13 protein-coding genes are annotated in these 26,734 nt (G+C 36.1%); all 13 read right to left on the reverse strand.

Annotated elements, in window-relative coordinates; genetic code table 11:
- Nucleotides 1–14: 14 nt before the first annotated feature.
- Nucleotides 15–3,575 carry a SusC/RagA family TonB-linked outer membrane protein gene (locus tag FLP_RS07045; RefSeq protein WP_065448817.1) on the reverse strand — a complete coding sequence of 1,187 codons (3,561 nt, stop codon included), beginning with the start codon at nucleotides 3,573–3,575 and terminating at the stop codon, nucleotides 15–17.
- A 163-nt stretch (nucleotides 3,576–3,738) separates the two neighbouring features.
- The gene (locus FLP_RS07050; RefSeq protein ID WP_065448818.1) at nucleotides 3,739–4,791 is read right to left on the reverse strand and encodes a FecR family protein; all 1,053 of its coding nucleotides are present in this window, start codon (nucleotides 4,789–4,791) and stop codon (nucleotides 3,739–3,741) included.
- An 88-nt stretch (nucleotides 4,792–4,879) separates the two neighbouring features.
- The gene (locus FLP_RS07055) at nucleotides 4,880–5,422 is read right to left on the reverse strand and encodes an RNA polymerase sigma factor (protein ID WP_065448819.1); all 543 of its coding nucleotides are present in this window, start codon (nucleotides 5,420–5,422) and stop codon (nucleotides 4,880–4,882) included.
- A 435-nt stretch (nucleotides 5,423–5,857) separates the two neighbouring features.
- Nucleotides 5,858–7,873, reverse strand: a complete 2,016-nt coding sequence (locus FLP_RS07060; RefSeq protein WP_065448820.1) for a DUF2264 domain-containing protein — start codon at nucleotides 7,871–7,873, stop codon at nucleotides 5,858–5,860.
- Between the two features lie 34 nt (nucleotides 7,874–7,907).
- Nucleotides 7,908–10,340, reverse strand: a complete 2,433-nt coding sequence (locus FLP_RS07065; RefSeq protein ID WP_065448821.1) for a glycoside hydrolase family 2 TIM barrel-domain containing protein — start codon at nucleotides 10,338–10,340, stop codon at nucleotides 7,908–7,910.
- A 147-nt stretch (nucleotides 10,341–10,487) separates the two neighbouring features.
- Complete coding sequence (locus FLP_RS07070) at nucleotides 10,488–11,513, reverse strand: glycoside hydrolase family 43 protein (RefSeq protein ID WP_065448822.1); 1,026 nt, start codon at nucleotides 11,511–11,513, stop codon at nucleotides 10,488–10,490.
- 390 nt (nucleotides 11,514–11,903) lie between these two features.
- Entirely contained in the window at nucleotides 11,904–13,037 is a 1,134-nt protein-coding gene (locus FLP_RS07075; protein ID WP_065448823.1) for a glycoside hydrolase family 43 protein, read from the reverse strand.
- A gap of 1 nt (nucleotide 13,038) precedes the next feature.
- Nucleotides 13,039–13,893 (reverse strand): glycoside hydrolase family 16 protein, encoded by an 855-nt coding sequence (locus FLP_RS07080; RefSeq protein ID WP_065448824.1) that lies wholly within the window; start codon nucleotides 13,891–13,893, stop codon nucleotides 13,039–13,041.
- Nucleotides 13,894–14,023: 130 nt separating this feature from the next.
- Nucleotides 14,024–17,902: a glycosyl hydrolase gene (locus tag FLP_RS07085; RefSeq protein ID WP_065448825.1), complete on the reverse strand. Its 3,879-nt coding sequence runs from the start codon at nucleotides 17,900–17,902 to the stop codon at nucleotides 14,024–14,026.
- Nucleotides 17,903–18,325: 423 nt separating this feature from the next.
- The gene (locus FLP_RS07090; protein ID WP_065448826.1) at nucleotides 18,326–20,308 is read right to left on the reverse strand and encodes a RagB/SusD family nutrient uptake outer membrane protein; all 1,983 of its coding nucleotides are present in this window, start codon (nucleotides 20,306–20,308) and stop codon (nucleotides 18,326–18,328) included.
- A gap of 11 nt (nucleotides 20,309–20,319) precedes the next feature.
- On the reverse strand, nucleotides 20,320–23,646 hold the full coding sequence (locus FLP_RS07095; RefSeq protein ID WP_065448827.1) for a SusC/RagA family TonB-linked outer membrane protein: 3,327 nt from the start codon (nucleotides 23,644–23,646) through the stop codon (nucleotides 20,320–20,322).
- A gap of 659 nt (nucleotides 23,647–24,305) precedes the next feature.
- Nucleotides 24,306–25,463 (reverse strand): glycoside hydrolase family 88/105 protein, encoded by a 1,158-nt coding sequence (locus FLP_RS07100; protein WP_083195813.1) that lies wholly within the window; start codon nucleotides 25,461–25,463, stop codon nucleotides 24,306–24,308.
- Nucleotides 25,464–25,485: 22 nt separating this feature from the next.
- Nucleotides 25,486–26,730, reverse strand: a complete 1,245-nt coding sequence (locus FLP_RS07105) for a DUF2264 domain-containing protein (protein ID WP_065448828.1) — start codon at nucleotides 26,728–26,730, stop codon at nucleotides 25,486–25,488.
- Between the last annotated feature and the right edge of the window lie 4 nt (nucleotides 26,731–26,734).

Below are 26,734 nucleotides of genomic sequence, written 5' to 3' on the forward strand. Positions count from 1 at the left end.
AAGTTCTTTTTTGATTAAAAGCTGCAATTAAATTGCAAAGTATAAGTACGCTGTGGTGCAAGAGTATTGTAATTATTAGTAGAAAGATATTGCGGATCTATTCCTCTATCATTTCTTACCCATAATAACCCAAGATTTCTTGCTGCAAAATTGAAACTTAATGCTTTGAAAAAGGTTTTTTGTAACCATTCGTTTGGTACTGTGTAACCTAATGAAATCTGCTGTAAACGAATATTATCGGCAGATAAAACGTTAATATCAGCATTCTGAAAACGATTTAAACTATTGTAGCTGATGTTTGCCAATCCCGGAACATTCGTAAAATCTTCGTCTCCAGGTTGTCTCCAACGATCTGCAATAATTTTATCTTTGGCTACAGCACCATATTGTGCACCGTTGTAAGTAGGATAATTTTGCATTTGCTGATCTCTGAATACAGCTCCCATAAAATAAGTAATCTGAACTCCTAAACTGAAATTTTTAAATGAGAAATCGTTCATAAATCCTCCAAAATAAGGAGCAACCGTAGTTCCCATATATTTTAAGTCGTCTTTACTTACGCTATTAACTCCTTTAGAAGAATCAATTATACTTCCATCTTTAGCATAAATTGTAGATTGCCCGTTTGCATCTAATCCTGCCCATCTGTACGCATACATATAACTTACGTTCATACCAACAATTGGAGAGCTTCCAAAGAGCTGATTTGCACCTACGGCCTTAAATCTGGAATCGGTAACTTCATTGTTCGTATAAGCAATATTAAAAGTACTGTTCCACTTAAAATTTCCATTGAAAATTGTACCGCTTAATCCTAAGTCTACACCATTTCCATCAAGAGTTCCTGCATTGTATTTTAAAAATGCCCAGCCATAAGTTGGATTAAAAGGAAGACTAGTTATAATGTCGTCTGTTTTTTTATAGTAAACATCTACATTACCACGAAGTCTGTTATCGAAAAGCCCATAATCTAAGCCAACATTAAAAGTAGCAGTAGTTTCCCATTTGATAAAAGGGTTTTCCGGCAGTGATATCGTTGCAGTAGGCATTTGTGTGTAAAAATCGATACCTCCTAAACCAATAATAGCATTGTTACTTCCGTAACCTCCTGCCGGTGCACTTCCTGCCACACCATACGTTACGCGAGTAGATAAATTACTTAACCAGCTTACCTCTTTTAAGAAATTTTCTTTATTAACATCCCATCTTACTCCAACGGACCATAATGGCAGCGCTCTATTTTTTCTGGAAGCCCCAAGCAGGTTGTAATCATCAAAACGAACACTTCCTGACAAATGATACCTGTTTTTGAAATCATAAGAACCCAGTGCATAATAAGACAAATAACGGTCTCTGTATTTACTGATACTGTTATCAAAATTCCCTATGTAAGTTGTCCAGTCGTAAACTGTAGTATAATATTGAGTTGGATTTACAGAAACGTTTGAATTGGTATCAGTATCATAACCATATCTAGTTTGTGAACTGCCTTCTCTGCGTTCTTCTCTAACTTCGGCACCAGCCAAAAAATTTAAACTATTATTTTCGTCAAACGATTTGTTAATATTCATTTGAAAACGCATACTCTGCGATTCGTTTTTTTGATTTGTATCGCTCAAATTCGCACCAACAGGAATTCCATGAACCAATTTACCGTTTGCAATAGAAGTTGCTTCGTTGATCATGTTTCTCACATAATAACTTTCTAATTCGTTAAGCGTTCTGGTTTTGCTAAAAATAGAAGTATACATTCCCGAAGCTTCAACGTTTAACCAAGGCGTTATCGTTGCTACTAATCTTGCATTTAATCTTAGATTTTCGCCAGTTGTTCTAACATTCGAATAGTCCAACTGATCTATAAAATTATAAGTCCATGGAAGATACCCCTTATTATCAAAATCTTGTATAACTTCTGGTCTGAATTTAATGTAATAATCAAGACTCTTTCCGTTTTCATCTGTAAGCATATCATACGGTCTTAATGCAGAAGTAGAAACATTTGAAAGTGCTTCGTTTGCCGTAACATTGGTTTGATATTTTGATGACAAATAATTAATTCCGGTTTCAAATCTTAAAAAGCTCTTTAATTTGAATGAATTGTTTAATGTTACATTCATCGATTTAGAGTTATTTGCCTTCATCGAAGCATCATCTGTGTTGTAGCCTAGCCCTAAGTAATAGGTACTTTTATCATTTCCTCCGGAAACAGAAAAATCATATTGTTTAGTAAGTGAATTTTGTAACAGATATTTATTAATCTGACCTAAATTACCTTTTTGCGATAATGAATTCAGCATTTGATCTCTTTCTGCAGCAGATATTTGTCCTCTTTTTTCTTTGAACATAATTTCCTGAGCCGCACTAGGATTTGCCGCCTGCCAGTTCGATATATTGTCAACAACAAATCCGCCATTTACAAGATCTTTTTCATAATCTACGTATTGTGCCGTATTCATTACTCTTAATTTAGATAAATCTATTTTTTCTCCAAAAGTGGTTGCTGTGCTGAAACTAACAGTAGGTTCATCTGATTTCTTACCCTTTTTGGTAGTTACCACAATTACTCCGTTTGCTGCTCTTGAACCCCAGATAGAAGCTGCAGCTGCGTCTTTAAGAACCGTTATGGTCTCGATGTCATCAGGATTTAAGAAACTTAATATAGATGCTCCGGGAACTCCTCTTCTGCTAAAAGCAAAATCATCTACAGACTGTGGAAAACCATCAATAACAACAAGCGGTTTAGAGTTGCTGCTGTAGCTGGTTGTTCCCCGAACACTTATATTACCCGTTCTGGGATCAACCATAACTCCGGCAATTTTTCCTTCTAAGCGGGAATTAATATCTACTGTAGGAACTTTGGCAATTTCTTTTGCATTCATCACTTCAATTGCTCCTGTTACTCTTTCTTTTGGAATATCAGTATATCCGTTGGTAGCCACAACTTCTACTCCCGTCAATTCCATTACATCTTGCGTTAAAACAACTTTTAGAAATTTTTGGTTTTTTACGGCAACGATTTTTGATTCATAACCTAAGTAATCAAAACGAAGTGAGTCTGTTGCAGTTACACGCATTCTAAAATCTCCTTTTTCACGCGTTACATCCCAATTGGCTTTATTACTCACCAATAAAACGTTTACGCCCACTAACAGATTTCCGTTTTTATCTGTAACAATACCGGTAATATCATATTGTTCCTGTGGGACTTTTTTAGCCTTTTTAATTACAATTTGCTTATCTATAATGGTATACGTTAACCCTGTATTGGACAAGGCTGTATTTAGAATTTGTTCAACAGTTGCGTACTCATTTAGATTTATTTTTTTTGTAGACGACATGAGATCATCATTATAAAAAAACACATAGTCACTCTTTTGCTGAATAGTACTAAAAAGCGTTTGCAGTGAAACACCCTGTACTTTTACAGAGATCTCATTTTGCGCTTTCGCAACATTAGCATAGATACTGGTTAATCCTAAATAGAGAACTAAAATGAATACTCTCATAAATAAAATAAAAGTAAGATTGATGATTTTTTTAGGCAATAGAAAGCCTATATCATGATTTTTATTCATAATTTTGTTTTAGTTATTTCAATAATTGCGTTCGCAATTAAAAATTTTACATAAGCCAAGAGATGTTCGAGCATCTTTTGGTTTTTTTTTGATTAGTTTTTCCTAGTTTATTTTTGTCATGTTTATCTCCTCATAGGCAATCGATAATTTTTAGTTAATTATATTAGTTAATAGTAATTTTTCTGGTCGCTGCATCATAAACAAAGTCAAAACCAGTTGTTGCTTCAAGTGTTTTTACGACTTTATCTAAATCATCATTCAGAGTAAAAGCTCCTGAATACGTTTCGTTTTGGTTCGTCGTTTTATTCATAACAAAAGTGACATTATAATATCTCGTTAGCTTTTCTAAAACCAATGGTAATTTTTGTTTAGAAAATTCATAATATCCCTTTCTCCAGGAGAATATTGTACTCACATCTTCTGTCGTAGTCTGTAAGGTCTGGCGTTTTTTGTCCAGAGCTGCAATCATTCCCGGCTTAAGATCTGCCTGAATTGTATCTTTGTCAAAGAAGCCCTTTTTAGCATATGATATGCGTACTTTTCCGCGCAATAAAGCTGTAGAAACTTTGGCATCTCCGGCATAAGAACTCACGTTAAATAAAGTACCTAATACACGAACACTATAATTATTAGCTGCTCTCACAAAAAAGGGTTTAGCGGCATTATGAGCCACATCAAAAATCCCTTCACCCTCAAGAAATACCTCTCTGTTTTTTGTATTAAATGCTGTTGGATAAATTAATTTTGATCCTGAATTCAGCCAGACCAAAGTGCCATCGGCTAAACTAAGATGTGCTCTTTTTCCGTAAGGGACCAAAACCGTATTAAATTGTGGTTCGAGCGATCTTTTTTGAGCAAACTGCTTGTTGTCTACACTTATTTTGCTTCCGGAAGAATTATAGGCAATTGTACTGCTATCTGCAATACTAATAGTTTCTTGTCCTGCCAGTACTAGTCTAACTTTACCAGTTTTTTCTACGATGCTTGCGGCCGCATTTTCTTTTGCAAATTGCTCAATTGGGCTAATCGTTTTTTCCTCCTGTTGTAATACAACTGCAATTCCTAAATAAAGGCAGAGTATAGCAGCAGCACTCCACGAAAGTGTACGAAGCCTTCTTTTTCTGGCGCGCTGTTTTTCGTAAGCAATACTATTTTCAATTCTAGCCTTTAAATCTGATTTGGCTTCTTTTGATAAAATTTTGAAATTTGGGTACAAAATATTTTCCTTTTTTAGATTCTCTATTTACAAGAGAAACAAAAAGCAAAAACATAGACAGAAAATTTAATCTTTTTTTAAAGTTTTATTAAAGTTTCTTTCGTAATTCTTTCAACGCCCTGTAAATTAAGGTCCTGCATGATTCCAGACTGATCTCTAAAGTAGAAGAAATTTCTTCATAAGATTGATCTTCACTAAAACGAAGATGCAGTGCGTTACGTTGTTTTTGAGTGAGTGAATTTAGCGCTACAGCTAAATTTGCGTGTTTTGTAAAAATGGTTTCATTGTAAATTAGTTCTTCTTCGGTAGAATCTGTTTTATAAATACTATCTGAAACAGCTTCAAGCCGAACTATTTTAGTCTGAGATTTTAATTTTTTAAAAATATTATTCTGAAGAGATCTGAATAAATACGATTTAATAATTACATTTTCTGAAAGAGTTTTTCGATACCGGTGCAGTTCTACAAATACATCGTGAATAGCATCTTGTACCAAAGCGTCATCATTTGTATACTGCATTCCGAAACTAAAAAGTAAATCTGCATAGCCATCATATAATGTATGATAAGCTTGTGCCTCTCCTTTTTTAATTTGTTTCCACAGATTGATATCACTTTTTTTATTTTCCATTTTGAAAAAATAAAACCCTTTAAGATTTGTCTTTATGCAAAACTAAATAATTTCCATCTCTCTTAATTTATTTTTAAAAATTATTTCAATCTTTAATAGAATTTAAACAATGATCAGAAAAAGCAACTTGTTTTAACATTTTTAACAATAATATCAAATTTTTATTTTTAATTCGGTAAAATTTACAAGCAATCAATTTTCGAAAAATTTATAGTCAAAAACAAAATAGAAAATCTTCCTTGTTTTTGTAATAATTAACCCATCAAAAAAAAACAGGATTATTTTTTTTGATGGGTTAATTATTTAAATGCTATTTATTATAAGCCACTACAATTAAAAAAAAACATTCGTTTTCGGCATAAAGCAGTTAAATTGAATCCCGAATTTGTCAGGTAAATTCGCCTGTTTTTAAACCTTTACACCTCTTGCTAAGAATTATTTTTTATTAAAATCAACTTTCTTTTTTATGCCATTAGTAAATTGAATTGTAACAGTGTCATTCGTTTGTTCAAGAATTTTTATAGGGTTTAGCTCCTTTTTCTCCCACTTCTCTCCCGACTTTTTCCACAACATCAAAGTAGCATAAATACGAGATTTATTGATTGGATTAAAATCATCCGCAACATCAATTACTTTACTTATTTGGCTTTCAGGATGTAAACCTTTCGCTGTTACGACTTCTGTTTTATCCCAGCCTAAAAGCGGAATCATTGCCAATTGGTATTTTCCGTTATCCATAATGGTTACGGTTTTGCCTTCTATTTTTTTTGTAGTTGTTGTAATTTCTTTTTCAAATTGTGGCAAGGCATAATGTCCTAATCGCATAGAAACGGCTTCAGAACTACTATTTTTATCAACTCTTAAAATACCGTTTGGCAGAGGAATATCAGCCAGATTCATTTGTATTTTGGCACTGGTTTCTAAAACAGCATCGCGATAATAAATACCATCTTCGAATTTTTTAAAAGTAAATAAACGTAGCGGCTCCCACTCTTGTTTTCCATTTTTAAAAACGTAATTCATCGCTACTTCGCCATTCGCACCATCAGCCTGCCAGAGAAAAGCACTGTTATATGCTAACCTATTATAGTTTTCTGTTGATCGAAATCCCTGCCAGTCGTCTTTCTTTTTTTCGTGACACCAGGCTCTTATTTCTGAAGCACCAATAGCAGGATAATCTGTAATTAAAATCTTGGAGCCGTTTTGGAAATTATTGTAAACCTCCTCTTTTTTGAATTTGGTTTCCCAGTCTCCCTCGTTTTCTTTTGCGGTCCAGAACGGATTATCATCCGGCAATAAAAGTCCCATAAAGGCTTTTCCCATCCAATAGACACTTCCCCGGCAGCTATATACTTGCACTGCAGGCTCAAATGCTCCGTAAAAACCAAGAGTGGGTACATCATCTTTCATGAATTCCGGATGCTCCAGAAACTGTTTTAAAACCCCGGAAGAAATTCGTCGCAACCAGCCATTATTAACTGCAGCATCATTTTCAAGTCCCATAAAAGGAAAAGCTGCAATGGTTGCAATACGATAACTAATACTGCGCCCAAACATAATCATCTCACCATTACGGCTAAACATTAAAGGATAATTAGCATTAAGATCTCTAAAATTGCTTTTAAACTTTGCAGCATATTCCGGATAATATTTGTTCCCAAAATATTCCGACCACAATGCTCCATACAACTGAAATCCCCACATACTATAATAATCGTATGCAGGATTGTCGTTGTACCAGCCGTCGCCACGATAATCGTTTAAGGATTTCTGCAAATATTCTTCTAACAATTTTTCATTTACAGCATAACCTTGCTCTTTGAAAAAACTCAATACAAAAATATTGAAGAATTTCCAGTTTGAAGATACCGTTGGGCCGTCACCATAACTCAGCATTGATTTTGCCAATGCGTCTTTTTGTTCCTGAGGCAATGGTTTCCAGAGAACTTCAGGATTGGTAAGCAATGACATGGCAATCGCTCCGTATTCGACCAAATTCTGGCTTGGCCCTCCGTTTTTGGCTCTTGGCGTAATATAAGAAGGACTTTTAGGATCGATTAATTTACTAAACTGATGTCTGTAATAATCGGCCACTTTGATATTATTGATGACTAAATTCGGATTTTCTTTCAGCAACGGAGAAGCAATAAATAACGTTCTGCTCAATCCTTCCAATTTTTCCGTTGGCACTCTGTTTTCGTCCTGAGGATAACTTTTTCCGGGTTGTTTCGGGAACTTCATTGGATCATCCAGATTATGAATGTAACTAAAAGCGCCTTCTAATAAATAGAGTCCGGCATCCTTCCAGTGTTGTTTTGTCATTCCGGTGTAAGGACTCAGCTTGTAATCCGGGTTAACAATTTTAAAAATGTTATTGGTGTTTTCTTTTTGCTGCGAAAATAAAGACACACTAAACATTGTGGCAAAAAACCAAACTTTTAAATGATTCATTTTTAAATTATTTTGTTATTCTTTGTATTGAACTTTATTTTTTCTTTGTTGATTTTATAGTGATTACGGCTTTATTCAATCCTGAAGAAGTAACTTCAAGATTAATATATCCGGATTCATTATTACTTTTAATAATTACCATAGCGCGTCCATGCCATGCTGTGCGTGTATTGCCAACATACAAATCACTATCTTTTAAACTGGCATTATCAACTCCGGCAATTGTTCCTGCACCGGTTACCTTGAATGTAAGTTCATTCCCGGCATTTGGACTTAAAACTCCATTTTCATCTGTAATTTCAACACTTACATATACTAAATCCTGACTATCAGCTGTAATCGTTTTGCGATCTGCCTCTAATTTAATCTTTGCTGGCTTACCAGCAGTTTTTAGCATAACCTCTTGAACTTCCTTACCATTTTCTAAACCAAAAGCTTTTAATTCACCACTTTCATACGGAATGACATACGTTGCTTTAAATTCCTGTAATTCAGTAGTTTCTTTCTCTCCCATGTTTTTACCATTGAGATACAATCGTACTTTTGGATATTTCGAATATACTTCTACTTCAATATTTTTTCCTTCATGACCTGGCCATGTCCAGCTTTCCCATGTTGGCCAAACTGCCCAGGAAGTAAGTTTAATTGGTCCACTTTCAGGATCTGGCTCGCGAACTGCCATGTATATTTTCTCATTGTCATTGTATAACATACTGCGATAATGAGAAATAGGTTTTCTCCATCCCATCAAATCCACATCGCCACAATAGGCACCATGCCATGGATACAAATTCGATTCCCAATGCTCGCCCAAAGGTTCGCCGGGATATATGTAACGACCTATGCCGGATTCGCCTAGATAATCCATTGCTGTCCAGACAAAATCTCCCAAAATATAATTGTGTTTTTGAACTAAATTCCAATTAGCAAAAGCGTCTTTTGGATAGGATTCGGTTTGCAGGATAATACGCGAATGCACTCTTTCATGATCTGATACTGCACGATGCAACTGATAATTATAACCTGCCACATCATGAGCTGCCATCAAAGGATCAAAAATTTCCCAACTCTGATCCCAAGTGGTCATTGCTGATGTTACAGGACGTGTAGCATCTATATTGCGAACAGCATTTGCCAGCATTTTTGCTGTTTCAACCGCTTCAGGTTTTGATCTTTCAATGATTTCATTACCAATACTCCACATAATTATAGATGGATGGTTGCGATCTCTTAATACCATAGATTCTACATCATGTTTCCACCATTTATCAAAAATACTGGCATAGTCGTAAGTATTTTTTTTCTCTCTCCATCCATCAAAAGCTTCATCTATAACCAGCATACCCAATCGGTCACAAGCATCCAGAAAAGCTTCAGAAGGAGGATTATGTGACGTTCGCAGCGCATTAAATCCTGCCGCTTTGAGCAATTCTACTTTTCTCTCTTCTGCACGATCATAAGCGGCAGCTCCCAAAGCACCGTTGTCATGATGTACACAACCACCATTTAAAATTATTTTTTTGCCATTCAATAAAAAACCGTTTTCGGCACTAAAATCAATTGTTCTAATTCCAAAATCAGTTGTTTTTATTGCAATAGACTTTCCTTCTTTCTTTATAATTGATTTGGCCTGATATAAATTGGGCTGTTCAACAGACCATAATTTAGGATTCTTGACATTTAGAATCTGGATTATTTCTTTTTCCTCATTAGGCTGAAGCGTTATTTTACTTGCCAAATTTCCGATTTCTTTTCCTTTTGCATCTGCAATGACTGTTTCAAACAAAATACTTTGTGTACTTGCACTTTCATTCTTTACAATAGTTTTTGCCTGAACTTTAGCTATATTGTTTTTTACTTCTAAAGTAGTAAGGGCAACGCCCCAATTTTTAACATGAACAGGATTTTTTATCAGTAGCCATACATTGCGATATATTCCCGAGCCGCTATACCATCTACAATTTTTCTGTTGAGAATTATCTACTTTAACTGCTATTGTATTTTTTTGTCCAAATTTTAAATAAGGTGTAAGATCATATTCAAAAGAAGTATAACCGTAAGGCTGAATACCTATCGATTTTTCATTGATAAATACCTCAGCATTCATGTAAACTCCTTCAAAATAAATAGAAATTTTCTCCCCTTTCCATTCAAAGGGAACAGAAAATGTTTTTCGATACCAGCCAATTCCCATTGGATAAAAACCACCATCACCACCACTTACATTAGTTTTTTCTGATTTTCCTTCGATACTCCAATCGTGTGGTAAATTCAATTTTCTCCAACTATTATCATCAAAATCTATTAAACTATTATTTGGAGAGTCTCCTAAAGAAAACTTCCAGTCAACATTGAAACGTTGTTTCTGTTCGATATTTTTATGCTGAGCTATGCTATTTGAAAGACAGCCTAGTAACAATAAATTAATAAATAGTAAAGTTTTTCTAAAATGTTTTATCCCGGTCATTAGTATCGAACTGTTTTTAGTTAATTATAAATCATTCACACCTATTTATTTTTTTCTAATTGAATAGAAATAAAAAATAAGTGTAAAAATAACAATTATAATATAAAATTATTACTATAAATATTGCTAACTTGCTCTGATGATGTCTTAAGGCAAATAGGGTTTTATTACCACTAATTTATCTCCCGATAAATCAACCTCAAATAATTTTGGAATTCTGACTGTTTTATCCCCCGCTTTTCTATGGCTATGAACCGACATTAGCCATTTGCCTTCAAAGGTTTTAAACAACATACCATGACCAAAATTTGGTGGTGTAATGGGATCTTTTTCCTGAATCCACGGACCATCTAAAGTACCGCTTTGAGAATAGGCTACTCCCTGGGTATAAACGTCATAAATCCAGCTTGTCCAAATCATTCCTAAACGTCCGGAGCCTGTGTTAAACAAATAGGGTCCATCGGTAACTTTATTTGGTTTGTCATTATTGTTGGCATCTTTTTCTCTGCTCCAGGGAGAATCGCTTGCTTTAAAAAGTAATTTTCCTTCTCCAATGGATCCGCTTAAATCCGGTTTTAGTTCTATTTTTTCCATGGTTCCATTACCATTTTGCAGCCATTCATAACAATAAATCATATACGGTTTTCCGTTTTTATCTACCCAAAATGTACCATCAAGCGTTGGTTTATCAGCAGGCAAATAAATATCATCTTTCATGGGTACATACGGCCCCTGAGCATTATTGCTCACCAAAATATGACTCGCGCGACGCTCAATAGGAATGCCGGCAACTGTATCTATTATTTTTTTCTTATTTGTAAAAGTGGCGAAGTAGTAATATTTATTTTTATACAAATGGAGTTCTGCAGCCCAAATCATAGGATTTGCTCCCATCCAGGAATTTGGGTTTGTTTGGGCGACATCATAAGGACCATTCCATGATTTTAAATCTTTGCTTTTCCAAAGCAAACCGCCTGTTCCGGTCATATAATACATATTGGTTTTCCTGTCTGCTAAAATAGCCGGATCGCTCAATCGGATAGAGTCTAAAGGAACAGCTTCTTTTACAGGTCTTTTTTTCTGGGCATGTGCCGTTGAAAAATATAAAAAAAACGTACACATAGAAAAAACAAGAAGTGCTTTCTGTTTCAAATAATTTTGCTTTGCTTTCATAACTTTAAAAATATTTTGCCTGTTTACAAGACCTAATTTATTACTTTAGAAATACTTATAACCTGTTGGGTGTAGTTATTTTTAACACATAGTAACATAGAAATTATTCACTCAAAAAAGGCGTTTCACTTTCACCAATCCATCCCGATCGCTGTCCTACTGTCTGGACACAATATTATAAGTCAATTTTAAACACGAATTTCACAAATTTGCACAAATTTCAACGGTCGGCTTAGTTGTGAAATTAATTTCACAAACTAATTAGTGGTAATTAGTGAAATTCGTGTTTATTTTTGATTACTTTTTTCCAAAATCATGAAATCTATGTTTCTATGTGTTTAATTATTTTTTATAAATTACACCTAACTGGTTGCTTATTACTATATAATTTTATTGATTTTCTGTAAAAGAAGCCAAACTCCATTGATCAAACCATTTCAAAACCGGTTTCCCATTACTAAAAGATATCGGCAGCCAAACATAACTCCCTTCAATTGCGTTTTCCGGTTTCCAGCGGTCGGCCATAAAAATAAACTGATCCTTTTTGCCCGGAACAGGAAGAATATAAGTGCTTTGCGAATGAAAGGTCAGTGAGGCATCTTTACCCACACCCGGATTTCCTAAAGATTCCCAAGGTCCCCAAATAGATTTGGCCGAAAAAGAACGCGCTTCATTGGGTTCCCAGCCCGTACAGCCGGAAGTAATCATATAATAAACACCGTCTTTTTTAAAAATGGCGGGGGCTTCATTATGTCCGGCCGGTGCCACTCTTGTCCATTTTTCTGTAAAATCTAAATAATCATCTGTAAGTTCTGAAATATGAAGTGTCAGGTTTTCTTCCGAAGAATGAATAAGGTAGGCTTTCTCATCATCATCAACATACACCGTCATGTCTCTCGACATTTGCCCTTTATCAAAATCCTTGCGAACCAGCATTCCGTTTTTGATTGCCGTCAGCCATTGCGGGCTCCAGGATTTCAATGCAGCTTCATTATTTCCCGCTTTTTTAAATTCATCCTTAAAATCTAGTGGCCAGACCCCTTTATTTGGGCGGTAGGACTTTTTAAATTTAAAAGGTCCTTTTGGAGAATCACTTATCGCAACAGCGGCTTTGGCAGCATTATACCCCTGCCCTTTCAGCTCTAAATGAAACCACATAACATATTTACCGGTTTTTTTATTAAAAATAACTTTTGGACGTTCCATCACACAGCCTTTTGTAATTTCAGAATTACTATCCTGCTCTACTTTTAGCACAATACCTTCATTATGCCAATTGTACAAATCTTTTGAGGTATAACAGCTTATTCCTTCTAAAGATACATTTCCTGCACGGCCTGAAGTTTTGTATTCTCCGTACCAATAATACATGCCGTCAACAAAAAGAATACCGCCTCCGTGGGCATTAATATGAACACCATCTGTATCTTTCCACTGTTTTCCCGGAACAAATGAATTGTTCTGCGAAAAAACAAAAGAACATACAAAACTTATAACGATCGAAAATTTTAATCTTAATCTCATCTTATTTCTTTTTTTGATAAACCCTTATGTAATCTATAATGTATTTTGACGGAAGATCTGCACTGGTAAATTCCCCACCATTTATTCCTCCTACAGCCAGATTTACTAACAGGTAATGAGGCTGCTGAAACGAAAGTATAGTTTGGTCCGGCGTATTTATGGTTTTGTCGATAGTAATCTCATTTAATAACTGATCATCTACATATAATTTAATTGACTTTGCATCCCAATCCATTTTCCAGACATGAAATTGGTTTGCCCAGGAATTATCTTTAAAGTCTGTGAGTTTTACTGCTTCGGCGTCCCAGGCTGTATTGCCGTCGTTTGATTTCCATGCGGCATTGGCTAATATTTTTCCTGTATAATATTCCATGATATCAATTTCGCCATTGGCAGGCCAGTTGCCTTTTATACCCAAACTCCAGAAAGCCGGCCACATTCCTTTTCCGGTTGGGATCTTGGCACGCATTTCGAATCTTCCGTATTGCCAGGAATGTTTTCCGCGAGTAATCAAACAAGAAGAGGTAACTTTTATCGAATCTCTGTTTTTGGCAAAATCTTTATGGTTTTTAGCCACAAAATTGGGATTGGGTCTGTTTGCATTTCTGGCTTCAATAATCAAAAAACCATCTTTGCAAAAGGCGTTTTCTTTTTGATACCATTGATTTTCCTGATTTCTCACAAAACCTGTTTCGTAATTCCAGTTCTTTTCATCCGGAGAACCATTTTTATTAAATTCATCTGCCCAAACCAACTTATAATCTTCATATTTTGAAGATTTCGGTTTGCGGGTGACGAAACCAAAAATCAGTATCAGAACAATACCTAACACCAAAAACTTACCAATAAATCTCATTTTTACTCTGTTTATTTTTATCTAAAATTAATATTGAACTCAGTCCAAACATTTTAAATAAGGGATCCCGAAAGATCCCTCATCACTACTAAACTAAAAAACCAATACTTTTTTGTTTTGTCTGCAAATTTTATTTTTTAATGATTCTGATTGCGGCATCCGGATGCGACTGAATCTTAACCAGATAAATTCCGCGAGGCTGATTTTCGATATTCAGATGCACTTTTCCATTTTCAATTGCATAATTTGATCTCGAAATTAATTTTGAATCTGAGGTATAAATTGCAATTGCAACGGTAGTTTCATTGGTTGGTAAAAAAACATCAAACTGACCATTGGTAGGATTTGGAAACGCGCTAATAGCAACTGATAAATCTCCTTCTGAGGAATTTAAAGTCAAAGCATTTTTAGCCATAAACGTACTTAGCGTTGCTTGCGTTTTAACCTGTAAAGCCGACGAATACTGACTTTCGCCCCCGGCATTTTCTGAGGCTATTTTGTAGAAGTAATCTTTGTTTGCTTCTAAATTTGTATCGCTGAAAATAGTGTCTTTTACATATTCCCCTATACTTTCATAAGTACCGTTTACTGTTGCTGCTCTTTTTATTTTATAAGATGCTGCATCTGCAACTACCGACCATTTTAAGTTGATGGCTGATGTTGATACTGCCTCGCCCTGAAAATTGGTTGGAATTGCCGGAATAGCAGGCTGATCATAAACCAAAATAGCGGAGTAAGCTGACTCGACATTGTCTTTACCTACTACTTTAATTCTGTATTCTGCGTGACTACGAACCTGATCTGTTTTTTCAAGAACATTATAATTTGTTGATTCATAGAAAACTGAAAATGCACTTTCGCCAGTTAGCTTTCTTTCTAAAATATATTTGTTGACCAATTCCTGATTACTTCCAGTCCATTTTACGGTAATATTTTTATAATCTGATGACAGCGTATAACTCAACGTTTCTACTTTTGTTTTCCATAACGGAATGTATTCCTTACCTGAACTATAGGCTTTCGCCGATGCATTTTTAGCATAATATTCTCCTGCCGGCGTTAGTACGGTGTAACTTGTAGCGGTGCTGGATATAACCGGCGCTGTTTGAAGCCATACATAATTTTGCCAGTTTGGATTTCTGGTTTTAAAAGCATCATCTATAGTTACATACATTGCTCTGGAATCCTGTACCCAATTGTAAATCGAATAACGCTCGATATAATCAGTCGTTTCAAGCACATTTAATACTGCTGCCAAATCATTTTTATGCTTAATAGCATTTGCATCTGTAAGTAAAACAGGCCCGTCTGGAAAATTGTTGCCTGTCCAGTTTGCACCGACATTCCATTCTGTAATCCAGATGGGTCTGTGGTATTTATCATAAATGTTCTGTAAATCACTTTTCCATTGTGCGGCAGTTTTATACCAGTAACAATGAAGTGCGACATAATCAACTCGATAATTATTGGCTTCTGCCTGTGTCATAAAATTAGCCATCCACGGATTAAACGGATCTGATGTTGCCGGAGATCCTACTCTTAATCCTGATTTCAAAAGAGCCGGCCAGGAACTTATTGCAGCTTCAACTGTCATATTAGCCTGATCAGGACGATCTGGTTCGTTAAATCCTAATAAATGAGTGTAACCATCTTTTGTATAAGCTGGTGTAAATGAAGGCCACCATTGTGTTTGACGAATTGGTACATATTCTACATTTGGCGTAGTATCCATTCCGGTATTCCAATTGTAATACCAGGTAATATTGGTGGCATTTATAGCTTCTGTACTTCCGCCGGCAAGTCCTTTTTTATTGACCTGATGCCATTTCATTGTTCTAACAAACGAAATTGTACTTTTTAAATTAAGGGGTAAAACCGCAACTTCAAGATCCTCGTTTTCAGCTATATAAACCCTGCTGTATCCGGATCCGTCTGCACTTGTCGCAAAAGTTGCCATGTATCCTTTTTTTAGTTTGAATGATCTAATGGCATTATCAAAAGATCCTAAATTATCAAATGGTGTTACGGTACTATATTGTTGGGATGATCCGGCAAAATTCTCGTCGGTAAAAACCTGTAGAGGCTGATAATCGACTGAATACGCTGATACAACAGCCCCCGACCCATAATTGGTAACATTTGCGTTTGTTCCATTACCTGCCAAAACTCCGTTTATCGAAACATACTGTAACTGCGAACTAATAACTTCGCTTGGTTTTACATTTTCGAAATACAAACGCGCATCGGCTGAATTCAAATTTACTGTTGAATTGATTAAAGGATTGTATGCGTTTTTTACATACAAAGATGCCGATCCGTTTAAAATTACTTTTGATTTGGTATAAGCTGCAACAGTTGCGTTGCCTGTAATCTCTATTGTTTGCAGCGAAGGGCTAATAACTTTCTCCGGTGCATATGCCACATTCTCAAAAGTGACTGATGTAATAGCCATATCGACAGCTCCGGTTGCATAATTTTTACCAATAACAATATTGGCTGTCTGCTGTTCCTGAACTTTTAGATCTCCTATTCCAAAAAGTGCTTTGGCTCCGGTGATATTGATGTAATACGTTCCGGCACTTTGAGACTGAAATAACAAATCGCCTTTTCGTAATGCATTAGCAGCGCCTGTTACAAAATTTTTAGACGCCACAACTGTTCCTCCGCCATTAGCTGCTGTAGAAACAGATACACTTATTGCAGCACCCGGACTTAAATTAGAAATGTACTCATAGATCCAGGAAAATTGATATCCTTTTGAAGCTTCTAAGGAAACCGGAAAAGAATATACCGAATTTTGAAGTGCCGTTGTATCCCATCTCATATAGAGTAATCTTCCCGAAAAATTAGTCGCATCAGATTCGAAAGTATGACCGGAAGTTACATCCATAAATCGTGTTCCGCTGGTACTGTTGGCTGTATTAAAAATGGTTGGAGCCGTAACATTTGTCCACGCGTAAGCAGCAGGAGTTCCGGCGTTATCATTAAAATAACCGTCCCATGTATTGATTATGTTGGAAGATTTCAATTTCAAATCGGCGATGGCCATTAATCCGTAATCCCCCGTGATGGTCAGGTAATAATTGCCATCAAAATTGGAAACAAAAGATAAATCGCCCTTTCTTAATTTATTGGCATTGCCCGTTGTAAATGTTTTAGAAGCAATAACACCAGATCCGTCAGCGCCTGATGCTATTGCTACATTTAATTTGGCACCCGGAGCAGCATTCGAAATGTATTCGTAAATCCATGAAAATTCATATCGCAAACCTTGTTCTAATTTTACAGGAAAACTATAGGTTGCAGCTGAATAACTGGCATTATCCCAACGAATGTACATGATTCTTCCGCTGAAAACTGAATTATCAGATTCAAATGTATGTCCGGAAGTTACATCCAGATATCGTACGCCAGAGGTTGAATTTGCAGTATTCCACGGAAGTGCCGTAGAAGTACTTGCCCAGCCATAATCGTTCGGTTTTCCGGAATTATTTCCTGTTACTCCAGCCCATCTTCCTAATAAATTATCGGCACCATATGCTATTGTCGTACCTGAATTATCATTTAAAAAATCAAGTGTTTTAGACGTTAAATAATGTCCGTCCTGATAAATATTTGCCACACCGTTTTTTATGGCATATCTGTACGTTTGTTCCTGTGCATTATCTACAGAAGTACTTATATTTTCAGGTGATGATAAAATTGTAGTAGCATTAAAAGTTGTTTTATCCAAAGAGGTTCTAAACCCAAGTCCTATTGCATTTTTAACCTCAACATCTAAACCCCTGCCTACAGCGGCATTAATTCTGGCTTTAATTTCTAAGGTAAATTCCGTTTGACTGGATAAAGGAAATGATAAAACATCTGAAGTCACTGCATTTGTAAAAGTTTTAGAACCGTTTAATGTGGTGGCTAAATTTGCTTTTACCGGCAGATTAGGCGCTTGTGCCTGTATATTGAATACAAAGACCGATAACCAGAATAATAAAAATATGTATAGTTTTTTCATATGAAATATTTGTTATAAAAATTATTTTAAAATTTTTGTTTCATGCTTTCATTGGTAACCGACAAAATTATTTGCTAAGAAATTGTGCTTCTTCTAAGTTGAATTTAAAGAAGTATTACACTATTTCTTCTGCTATTATTAACAGGTATTTTTTTTAGTGTATTATGGAGTTTAAAAGGTGTAAGTGGTTAGTTACAAAGTGATAGGATCACAATATATTTTGAACTGTTTTTTTATGTAAAATGAAAACGATAACTACAAGTATTATCCCCTCTAACCACTTAAGGGATAATACTGTAGTAATCAACACTGCTAAAAAACACTATTAAAAGGCGTAAAATATGTAAAGAACATCGCTTTAGCTGCAGTAAAATAAAACAATCACATTACTGCAGTCTTAGCTGTTTTTTTAATTGTGTATCATTAAATTTGAGTTTCATCTGCAACAGCATCCTGCCATTTATCCCAAACCTTAACATTAGGATCGTAACCATCATAACCGTAATTCTGACTTAGTTTTCCTTTAATATTAGCCGTTATAGCACTATTTGGAATTGGCCAGTAGTTATTACGTTTGTCCATAGTATAAAACTTAGTTCCGTTTGGTACCACAATTCCACTCTGATGTTTGTTGTAAAGGGTATAATGTGAAATACGCTGGTACCAATAACTTCCTCCGGCTGCATCAGTTCCTGACTGTTTATCCCAATTGGTTTTGCTGTAGGTCTGACCCCATTCGTCTGGTTGTCCGCTAAGGGCAAGACAGTGCGAAATACGTTTTAGCTCGACATTTCTCCATTCTTCCAGATAAAGTTCTCTCCCTCTTTCGGCAGCAATATCACCAATAGTTACCTGCCCGTACATTTGCGAAGCTCCGGCTCTGGCTCTGATAACATTTACGTCCTGAGTTGCTCCACCTACATTACCCTGATAAAAACGGGCTTCGGCTCTTAGCAGATATGTTTCGGCCAAACGATATAAATACCAGTGCGCTTTACCGCCTGTACTTGCTCCCTGAAAATCAGTTGCATTTGGATTGGTTTCATTTACAACATCATGCAGATATATTTTATACAACGGAAAATCAAACCATTCACGAAGCGTATCTTTAGACAATTGCGTATTGCCTTCTTTCATTCTAAAATTTTGCTGGTAGTATGCAGAAGTTTTATCACTGTATTTAAGATCTTCCATATTTACCCAGTTACCAACAGCGCTATTATGTCTAAGATCCTGTTTGTCCTCGATACCATTTACAACCCACATAGGGTGTTGCGAATAATAAGAAGCACTAATAGTTCCAATACCACGTCCTAATGCTCTTGCATAATCATACTTCGCCTGGTAATTTGCATTGTTTGAGGCAAAACGATTTGCTCCCTGTTTACCATCAGGGGTAGTAAGCGTACCGGAATTCCAGTTAGGACCAAAAATTCTCATCGAAGCAAACGGTAAAAATGATTGTACTCCACCATTTGGCATCACCATAATGGCTTCTCTGTTACCGGCAATCACCTTATTTTCTGGTCGGTGTAAATCCCAAATCACGTTTCTGTTTATCGCCCATGTTGTTGGATTTCCACCCGGATCAAAAGTTCCAAAAGATCCCTGCATTAAAGAATAACCTGATTGATTAATTAGTAAATCAGCCTGTGTTTCTGCTTCTTTAAATCTTCCTGAAGCCAGGTAACATTTAATTAGTAACTGGCGGCATGCACCTTTATTTACTAAACCTACATAAGCCAGTTTTGACTGCTCCGGTACCCATTCTACAGCTTTCTCCATATCTGCTGTAATCATTTCGATGATAGCTTCTTTTTTAGTAGAATAATAACTTTGTTTTGGAACCTGCAAAATTTTAGTAATCAATGGTATATCTCCAAATTGATAGACTAAATTAAGATAACGGTATGCTCTGTGAAAATAGGCCTGGCCAATATATTTACGTTTTACTTCTTCTGATAAACTGGTCACATTATCAATGTAAGTTAATACAGTATTCGCGTATTTAATTCCGTTATAACCTTCATCCCAATAAAACCCAAGATAAAAATCATCGTTTGTTGCGGTTTTAAAACTTCCGGTTGGCACTATCGTATTAGCAAAATCAGAAATAGTACTGCTATTATCCGTTTTTCCATATTTCGCCATATCAGAAAAAACATATTCCGTACCAATAGGCACACTGTTTGACGCAGCATTATAGTGAATGTAATTATTACGCAAACCTTTATCGGCAATCGCTAAAGTCGCCTGCAATCCTGATTCAGTCTGAAATGTAGTTTCTGGTTCGTAAAACGAAAGCGGATCCGGATCCAGAAAATCCTTAGAACAAGAAACCAAAAGAGCAGAAGCCACTGCTAAAGGTGCAAGTATTAAAATTTTATTTTTTATATAAGTTTTCATTATTGATAATTTTAAAGTGAAACGTTAAATCCTAAATTAAACATTCGCGTAGCAAGCCCTCCTGTTTCCGGGTCACCATAATATTTCCATTGATCATTAGCTGACCATGTTGCAGCGTTCTGAACCGAAGCATAAATTTTGAAATTTCTAACATGCAAACGATCAATAAGATCTTTAGGAAGTGAATAGGCCAACGAAATATTGTCTAAACGAATAAAACTACGATCGTATAATTTTGCCGTTCCGGCTCCTGCAGGGCCTCTTGCATCAAGACGTGCCCAGTCATTGGTTGGATTATCAATTGTCCAGTACGGGTTTACAAACGGATTGTAATTGTTGGTGTATAAACTACCATCGTTATACGTATTCATATAACGTCCGTCAAGCGATTTGTGTCCCATGTAAGCATACATATTGATTGCCAAATCCCAATTTTTGAAAAATTTAAATTCATTACGCAATGACCAGTTAATTGGTGGCGCAGTTTCTCCTAAAAATTGTTTGTCTTTTTCATTATAAGTTGGTTTTCCATTCACATCATCAGCAGTATAACTGTTTTCTACTTTTGGATCCCCAGGACGTTGTCCGTATTTTGCAGCTTCTACAGCTTCATCTTTTTGCCAAATTCCAATTACTTTATAATCCCAGATTTGAGAAATTGGTCTACCGATAAACCATCCGTTTGTTTTATCATCTGACTCTTTTGTTCCAACAACATTACCATTGGCATCCTTAACATCTTCCATATTGCCATACAATGCATTAATCTTATTCTTATTGTATGAAAAAGCAACCATGGTAGTCCACTCAAAATTTGGATTTTTTATATTTAAAGTATTAAGACTGATTTCGATCCCTTTATTTTCGACCTCACCAAGATTGGTTGCAATTGATCCAAATCCGGAGAAACCTGGCAAACGCTGACTCATGATCATATCATTGGTAACTGATCTGTAAAGATCTACAGTTCCCGTAATACGATCTTTTAAGAAACCAAAATCAAGACCAATATTTGTTGCAGTTGTTTTTTCCCATTGCAAATTAGGATTTGCCATACGGTCAATAGCTAAGTACTTCGTATCAACAATATTTCCTGAAGCATCTATATATCCCATTGTTGCTCCTGTACCTGAACCTAAATTCGCCAAAGCAATGTATGGATCTGCAAGCGATCTGTTTCCGTTTTTACCCCATGAAACTCGTAATTTACCTGTGCTTAAAGGAGTCCAATGAAACCAGCTTTCCTGATTAAAGTTCCATCCCACTGCAACAGAAGGGAAAGTAGCATAAGGATATGAAGCTCCAAATGCTGAATATCCATCACGACGTACCGTTGCGGTTATCATATAACGATTATCAAACGAATAGAAAAGTCTCGCCATTAAACCATCGGCTGTCTGATGCGTATCTGTACTTGAAAATGAGCTGTTCAAAAGAGTTGCGTTAGCAATATTGTGAAATCCTAATGCATCAGAAGGCTGAATGTTACGAGCATACACAATATCTGACCATGTTTTTAGGTCTTCTGCTTCCTGAACTAAAGTTACTATAAAATGGTGTTTATCACTAAATGTATGATCCCATGTTAATGTATTGTTCAGGTTCCAGGTAAACTTTTTACCATTACCTCTATCTACTCCTATGTTAACAGGATTCAGGTTTTTATTACCCGCCGATTGAAAATAACGGTTGTAAAAGAACTCATAACGTGGCGCAGCATTGAATGAATAGGTAATACCTAAAGGCAAGGTTACCTTTGTATTAAAAATGGTATTCAATACTGTATACCCTTTTTCAAGTTCCATAAATTGTCGGTCATAGTAGTAGTTATAACCTCCAATTGTTGGTCCCATTGGTTGTCTGGTATAATCACCATTTGCTTCTGTAAAATTAGAAAACGGGCTGTTTCTTAACATATTTGCATCCCAATAATTCGTACCTGTACCAACAGATATATCTCCATCTGAACGATCCTGAAAATTAACGTTTGCTCCAAATTCAAGCCAGCTTGTAATTTTAGCATCGACTTTCATATTGGCACGAACTGCAGAATAATCATTACCCTGAATAGCTCCCTCTGAAGTTAAATATCCCAAAGACATATAATAATTTACTTTATCACTTGCTCCGGAAACACTTAAGTTATTGTCGTGATTTATTCCTGTTCTAAAAGTACTGCCGTACCAATCGTGTGTTTTTCCATCTGTGAAATTCTTTAGGAGCGACGCGTCAGTAATCCCCAAGCGAAGTCCCCAAACTTCATTCAGACTTTTGCCTTGTATTTGTGCAGCTGGCTGATAAGCCAACCATTGCGCCTGAGTGATACCATATTGATCTAATTGATTTGGATTTGTATAATACCCCGCTTTATTGGCAGCTGTTCCTGTTACCCATGCCTCGTAATTTCCGGTGGCTGTATTTGTTCCGTACGTTTTAGCAGTTTCCCAATCCTGACGATATTTTACATATCCTTCTGCATTATAAACATTGCGATAAGCACTTTTGGTAGTAATCGTCGTATTTGTAGTAACATTGATAACAGGCTTACCGGTTTTTCCTTTTTTCGTTGAAATAACAATAACTCCGGCTGCTGCTTTAGATCCGTATACTGCTGTTGCAGATGCATCTTTCAAGACATCGATCTGGCCAATATCATCAGGATTAATTTCCGAAAGCTCACCGTAAAATTGCATTCCGTCTAAAATAATAAGTGGTGAGTTATGACCTCCGTCAGAATAAACAGAAGTTTGTCCACGAATCTGCAACGACCCACCTCCTTTTGCATCAGCTGAATATCCCACTTTTAAACCGGGAACTCCTCTCAATAAATCCTGAACCGTTTGCGGGTTTTGATTGGCTAAAGCTTCTGCTTTAACCTGAACAATTGATCCTGTTAAATCCTTTTTCTTCATTTTACCATATCCCACTACCACTACCTCATCTAACGAAGCAGCGTTTTCTTCCAGTTGGATATTAATATTCGTTTTACCATTTAGGGCTACTTCCTTGGTTACAAAACCAACAAAGGATACTACTAATACAGCATTGTCATCTGCTGTCAGTGTAAATTTTCCGTCAAAATTTGTTATAGTTCCCTTTTTTGTTCCTTTTACCGCAACTGAAGCACCCGGAAGAGGAATCCCCTTGTGATCTTTAACCTGACCGGTGATGCTGTTTTGTGGCTGTACTTTTTCTGTTCCTGTTGTACTACCGGATTCGGTAGAGAAAGCATGTACCTGAGACAATGAAACCAAAACACAAAGTAGTGTAAGTTTCTTTTTCAAATCAAATCCAGATACATAATCAGGAGCCTTAATCTTCCTAATAAATTTTGTCATTTTTGGTTGTAATTTTGGTTAATTGATTAGTTAAGTTACAGACTGTAAAAACTCATTTAAGTGTGTTTTTTACATTTTAATTTTTCAAATTTTTTTTACGTAAAAAATATCTCGCAGTAGTTCTGTAGTCTGCCTTGCAAATCTAGCATAAGACATAAAAGTAAAAGGGGGTAATTACGACATTATAAAAGGGGCAAATCCGCATTTTCAGAAATAAAAAGCTTATTTTTTACATGTATGGCAAAAAAACAAGAATTAAAATAAACGATACGCAATTAATTAAGAAACATTGGAAGAGTTTCAAGTTTCAGGTTCTTTACTTTGAGTACATTTTTACCACAGAGTTTTAGAAAGTTTTACCACAGAGATGCACAAAGTTTTACCACAGAGATACACAAAGAAATAGGTTGACTTTTGTGAAACGCTATGAAAAATTCAGCATGCTGCGCTAAAGCTCAATATTCAATGAAATAAATAAGCTGCTAAAAAAACTTTGTGAAACTCTGTGAAAAAACTCTGCGAAACTCCGTGGTAAAACTATACAGAGAAGCAACTTGAAACTTGAAACCTGAAACAAAATTTAAACTTTGTGAAACTCTGTGAAAAAACTCTGCGAAACTCTGTGGTAAAACTAAGCAACCTGAAACAAACTTTAAACTTTACTTCACAAAACGAGAGATCTCTGATGCTGCTAATAAAAAAGCGCCAACGCCAAAATCAGCTGTCGAATTTTTATCTACCACTTGCCCAGGAATGGCTTTTTCGCCAATGGGCTGTATGTATCCCACTGTTCCATCAGCCTGAAGAGCAAATGTTGTGAGGTAGTTCCATGATTTTTCCACTACCGGTAAATATGTTTTTTTATCTAAATAGCCATTGTTAATTCCCCACATGAAACCATACGTAAAAAATGCTGTCCCACTGGTTTCAGGTCCTGGCGCATGTTCCGGATCTAAAATACTTCTGGTCCAGTATCCTTCGCTTTGCTGTGCTGCTGCCAGCGCTTTGGCCATATCCTGAAAACGGCTGATGTATTCTTCTCTATGCTGGGCTGTTTTGGGTAAATCCTGAATAATTTTGGCGTAGCCTGCAAAAATCCAACCATCTCCCCTGGCCCAAAAATCTTTTTTACCATTGGCACTTTTATGCTTTGGATACACATATTTTGCATCCCGAAAATATAAGCTGGTTTCCTTATCGTACATGATACTATCAGCATACAACAAGTACGAATGTAATTTTTCCAGATACATTTCGTTACCCGTCACGTTGTACAGCTTTGTCATCACCGGCATTACCATATACAATCCGTCAACCCACCACCAGTAATCGTTCGCTTCGGTGCTCATTTCATACTCCATGACTTCACGGGCACGTGCAATTTTATGAGGGTCATTTTTTCCTGTAAAATTGTATAAATCGATATACGTCTGAAAACAAATTTGCCAGTCGCCAAACAATACATGTTTGTCATTTTCTCCGTAATTGTATTTCCATTCTGACTTGTCATTTGATTTGGCTCCCATCCACTGATTTTTTTCTGCCCATGCCATAGAATAGTCCAGATACTTTTTGTTTTGTGTTACTTTATAAGCCTCCATATTTCCTGTATGGTAAGCCGCAACATTCCAAAAAGCATTACCCAATTCCGGATGCGTATTCTGCCAACGGCTGTTTACTTTGTCAATAATAGCAATAACTTCTTTCTTAGATTCTTTTATGGCAGTTTTTTGTTTTACGGCAGTACTTTTACAACTAACGGATACTAGTGAAACAACGGCCATTGCAATAAAAAGTGGGTTTCTAAATTTCATCATTATAATAAGATTAAATATTAAATTATTTTGTTGCATGATCTATTGGAATTTCTATTCCTGACCATATTTTCTTTTGTGTCCAGGGCTGATAAGGATCCGTCCAAAAAACATCGGTGGCAGGCAAACCAAGAACCAAAAAAGCTTCTGAACACAAATAGAGGCTTCCGGTCGAGATATAACCTTCACCAATATTAGGCTGGTGACCATATAATCCAATTTGCAGCCAGCCCTTTTCATCAAAAGTGCCAGATGCATTTATTTGGTTGTAAATCATGCTATACAATGCTGAGCGAACCTGGGCCGGAGCAATTTCTTTTGGCAATTCTTTCAAAAGAGCAATTTGGGATAATAACTGGAAAGCTCCAAAACGATAGGCTAATGATCTTCCTATTGGAGGATAAGTTCCGTCAGGAGAAATTAACCTTTCCTGAACTGCTGCATAACGTCTGGCCCTGTTTAACTCTGTTGCGTAATCTGCGTTGTAAACGCTGTCTTTTTCTTTAAGAGTGCCTAAAATATCTAATTGCATGGGATGAATTACAAAACTGTTGTAATAATCCCAGTGAAAATCAGGCCCGTCGCCAAAAGTTCCATCTCCCAGATACCATTTTTTGTGTTGTTCTAAAGCATAATTTAACCGGTTATTATCAGGGTCTTTGTCGAATTTAACTATCGCTGCCTCAATCATTCCGGCAAAAAGAAGCCAGTTGCTTTGATAAGGCTCAATTTTTCTGGATGATTTTAATGCTGCAATTACATTTTGTTTTGTAATACTGTCTAGTGGTTCCCAAAGTTGGTTGGGTGCGCGAAGCAAAGCCTGAGCAAAAAAAGCCGCATCAACCAGAGGCTGTCTGTCAATCACAAAATTCATATAATCGGGACTGCCCGGATCAGTTGCATTATGAATGCACTTTTGAGCCAGATCGATATATTTTGCCCTTAATTTTCCTTCTGCAGTTTCGTCTGCACCTAATTCCAGCCAGGGAGCCATTCCGGAAAGGAGTCGGCCAAAAGCTTCCAGATATGTTACATGAGTTCTGTCATCCCATGCTCCGGGAGATTTCTCTACAGGCATCGTTTGTTTTAGCTGGTTTTTACTTAATGCTTCTAAAACAGGGTTTCCAATTTTTGTTAAAGAGGATACAAAAAATTTACGCACTTTTTCAGGCGAATCTTTTTGAAGTTTTTTTGATTGTGAATGAATGCCGATTGTTGCTGCAAAATACAGAAACAACACTAAAGCAGTATTTTTTAAATAATGATTCATTAAA

The sequence above is a fragment of the Flavobacterium piscis genome (genome assembly GCF_001686925.1).
Lineage (GTDB): Bacteria > Bacteroidota > Bacteroidia > Flavobacteriales > Flavobacteriaceae > Flavobacterium > Flavobacterium piscis.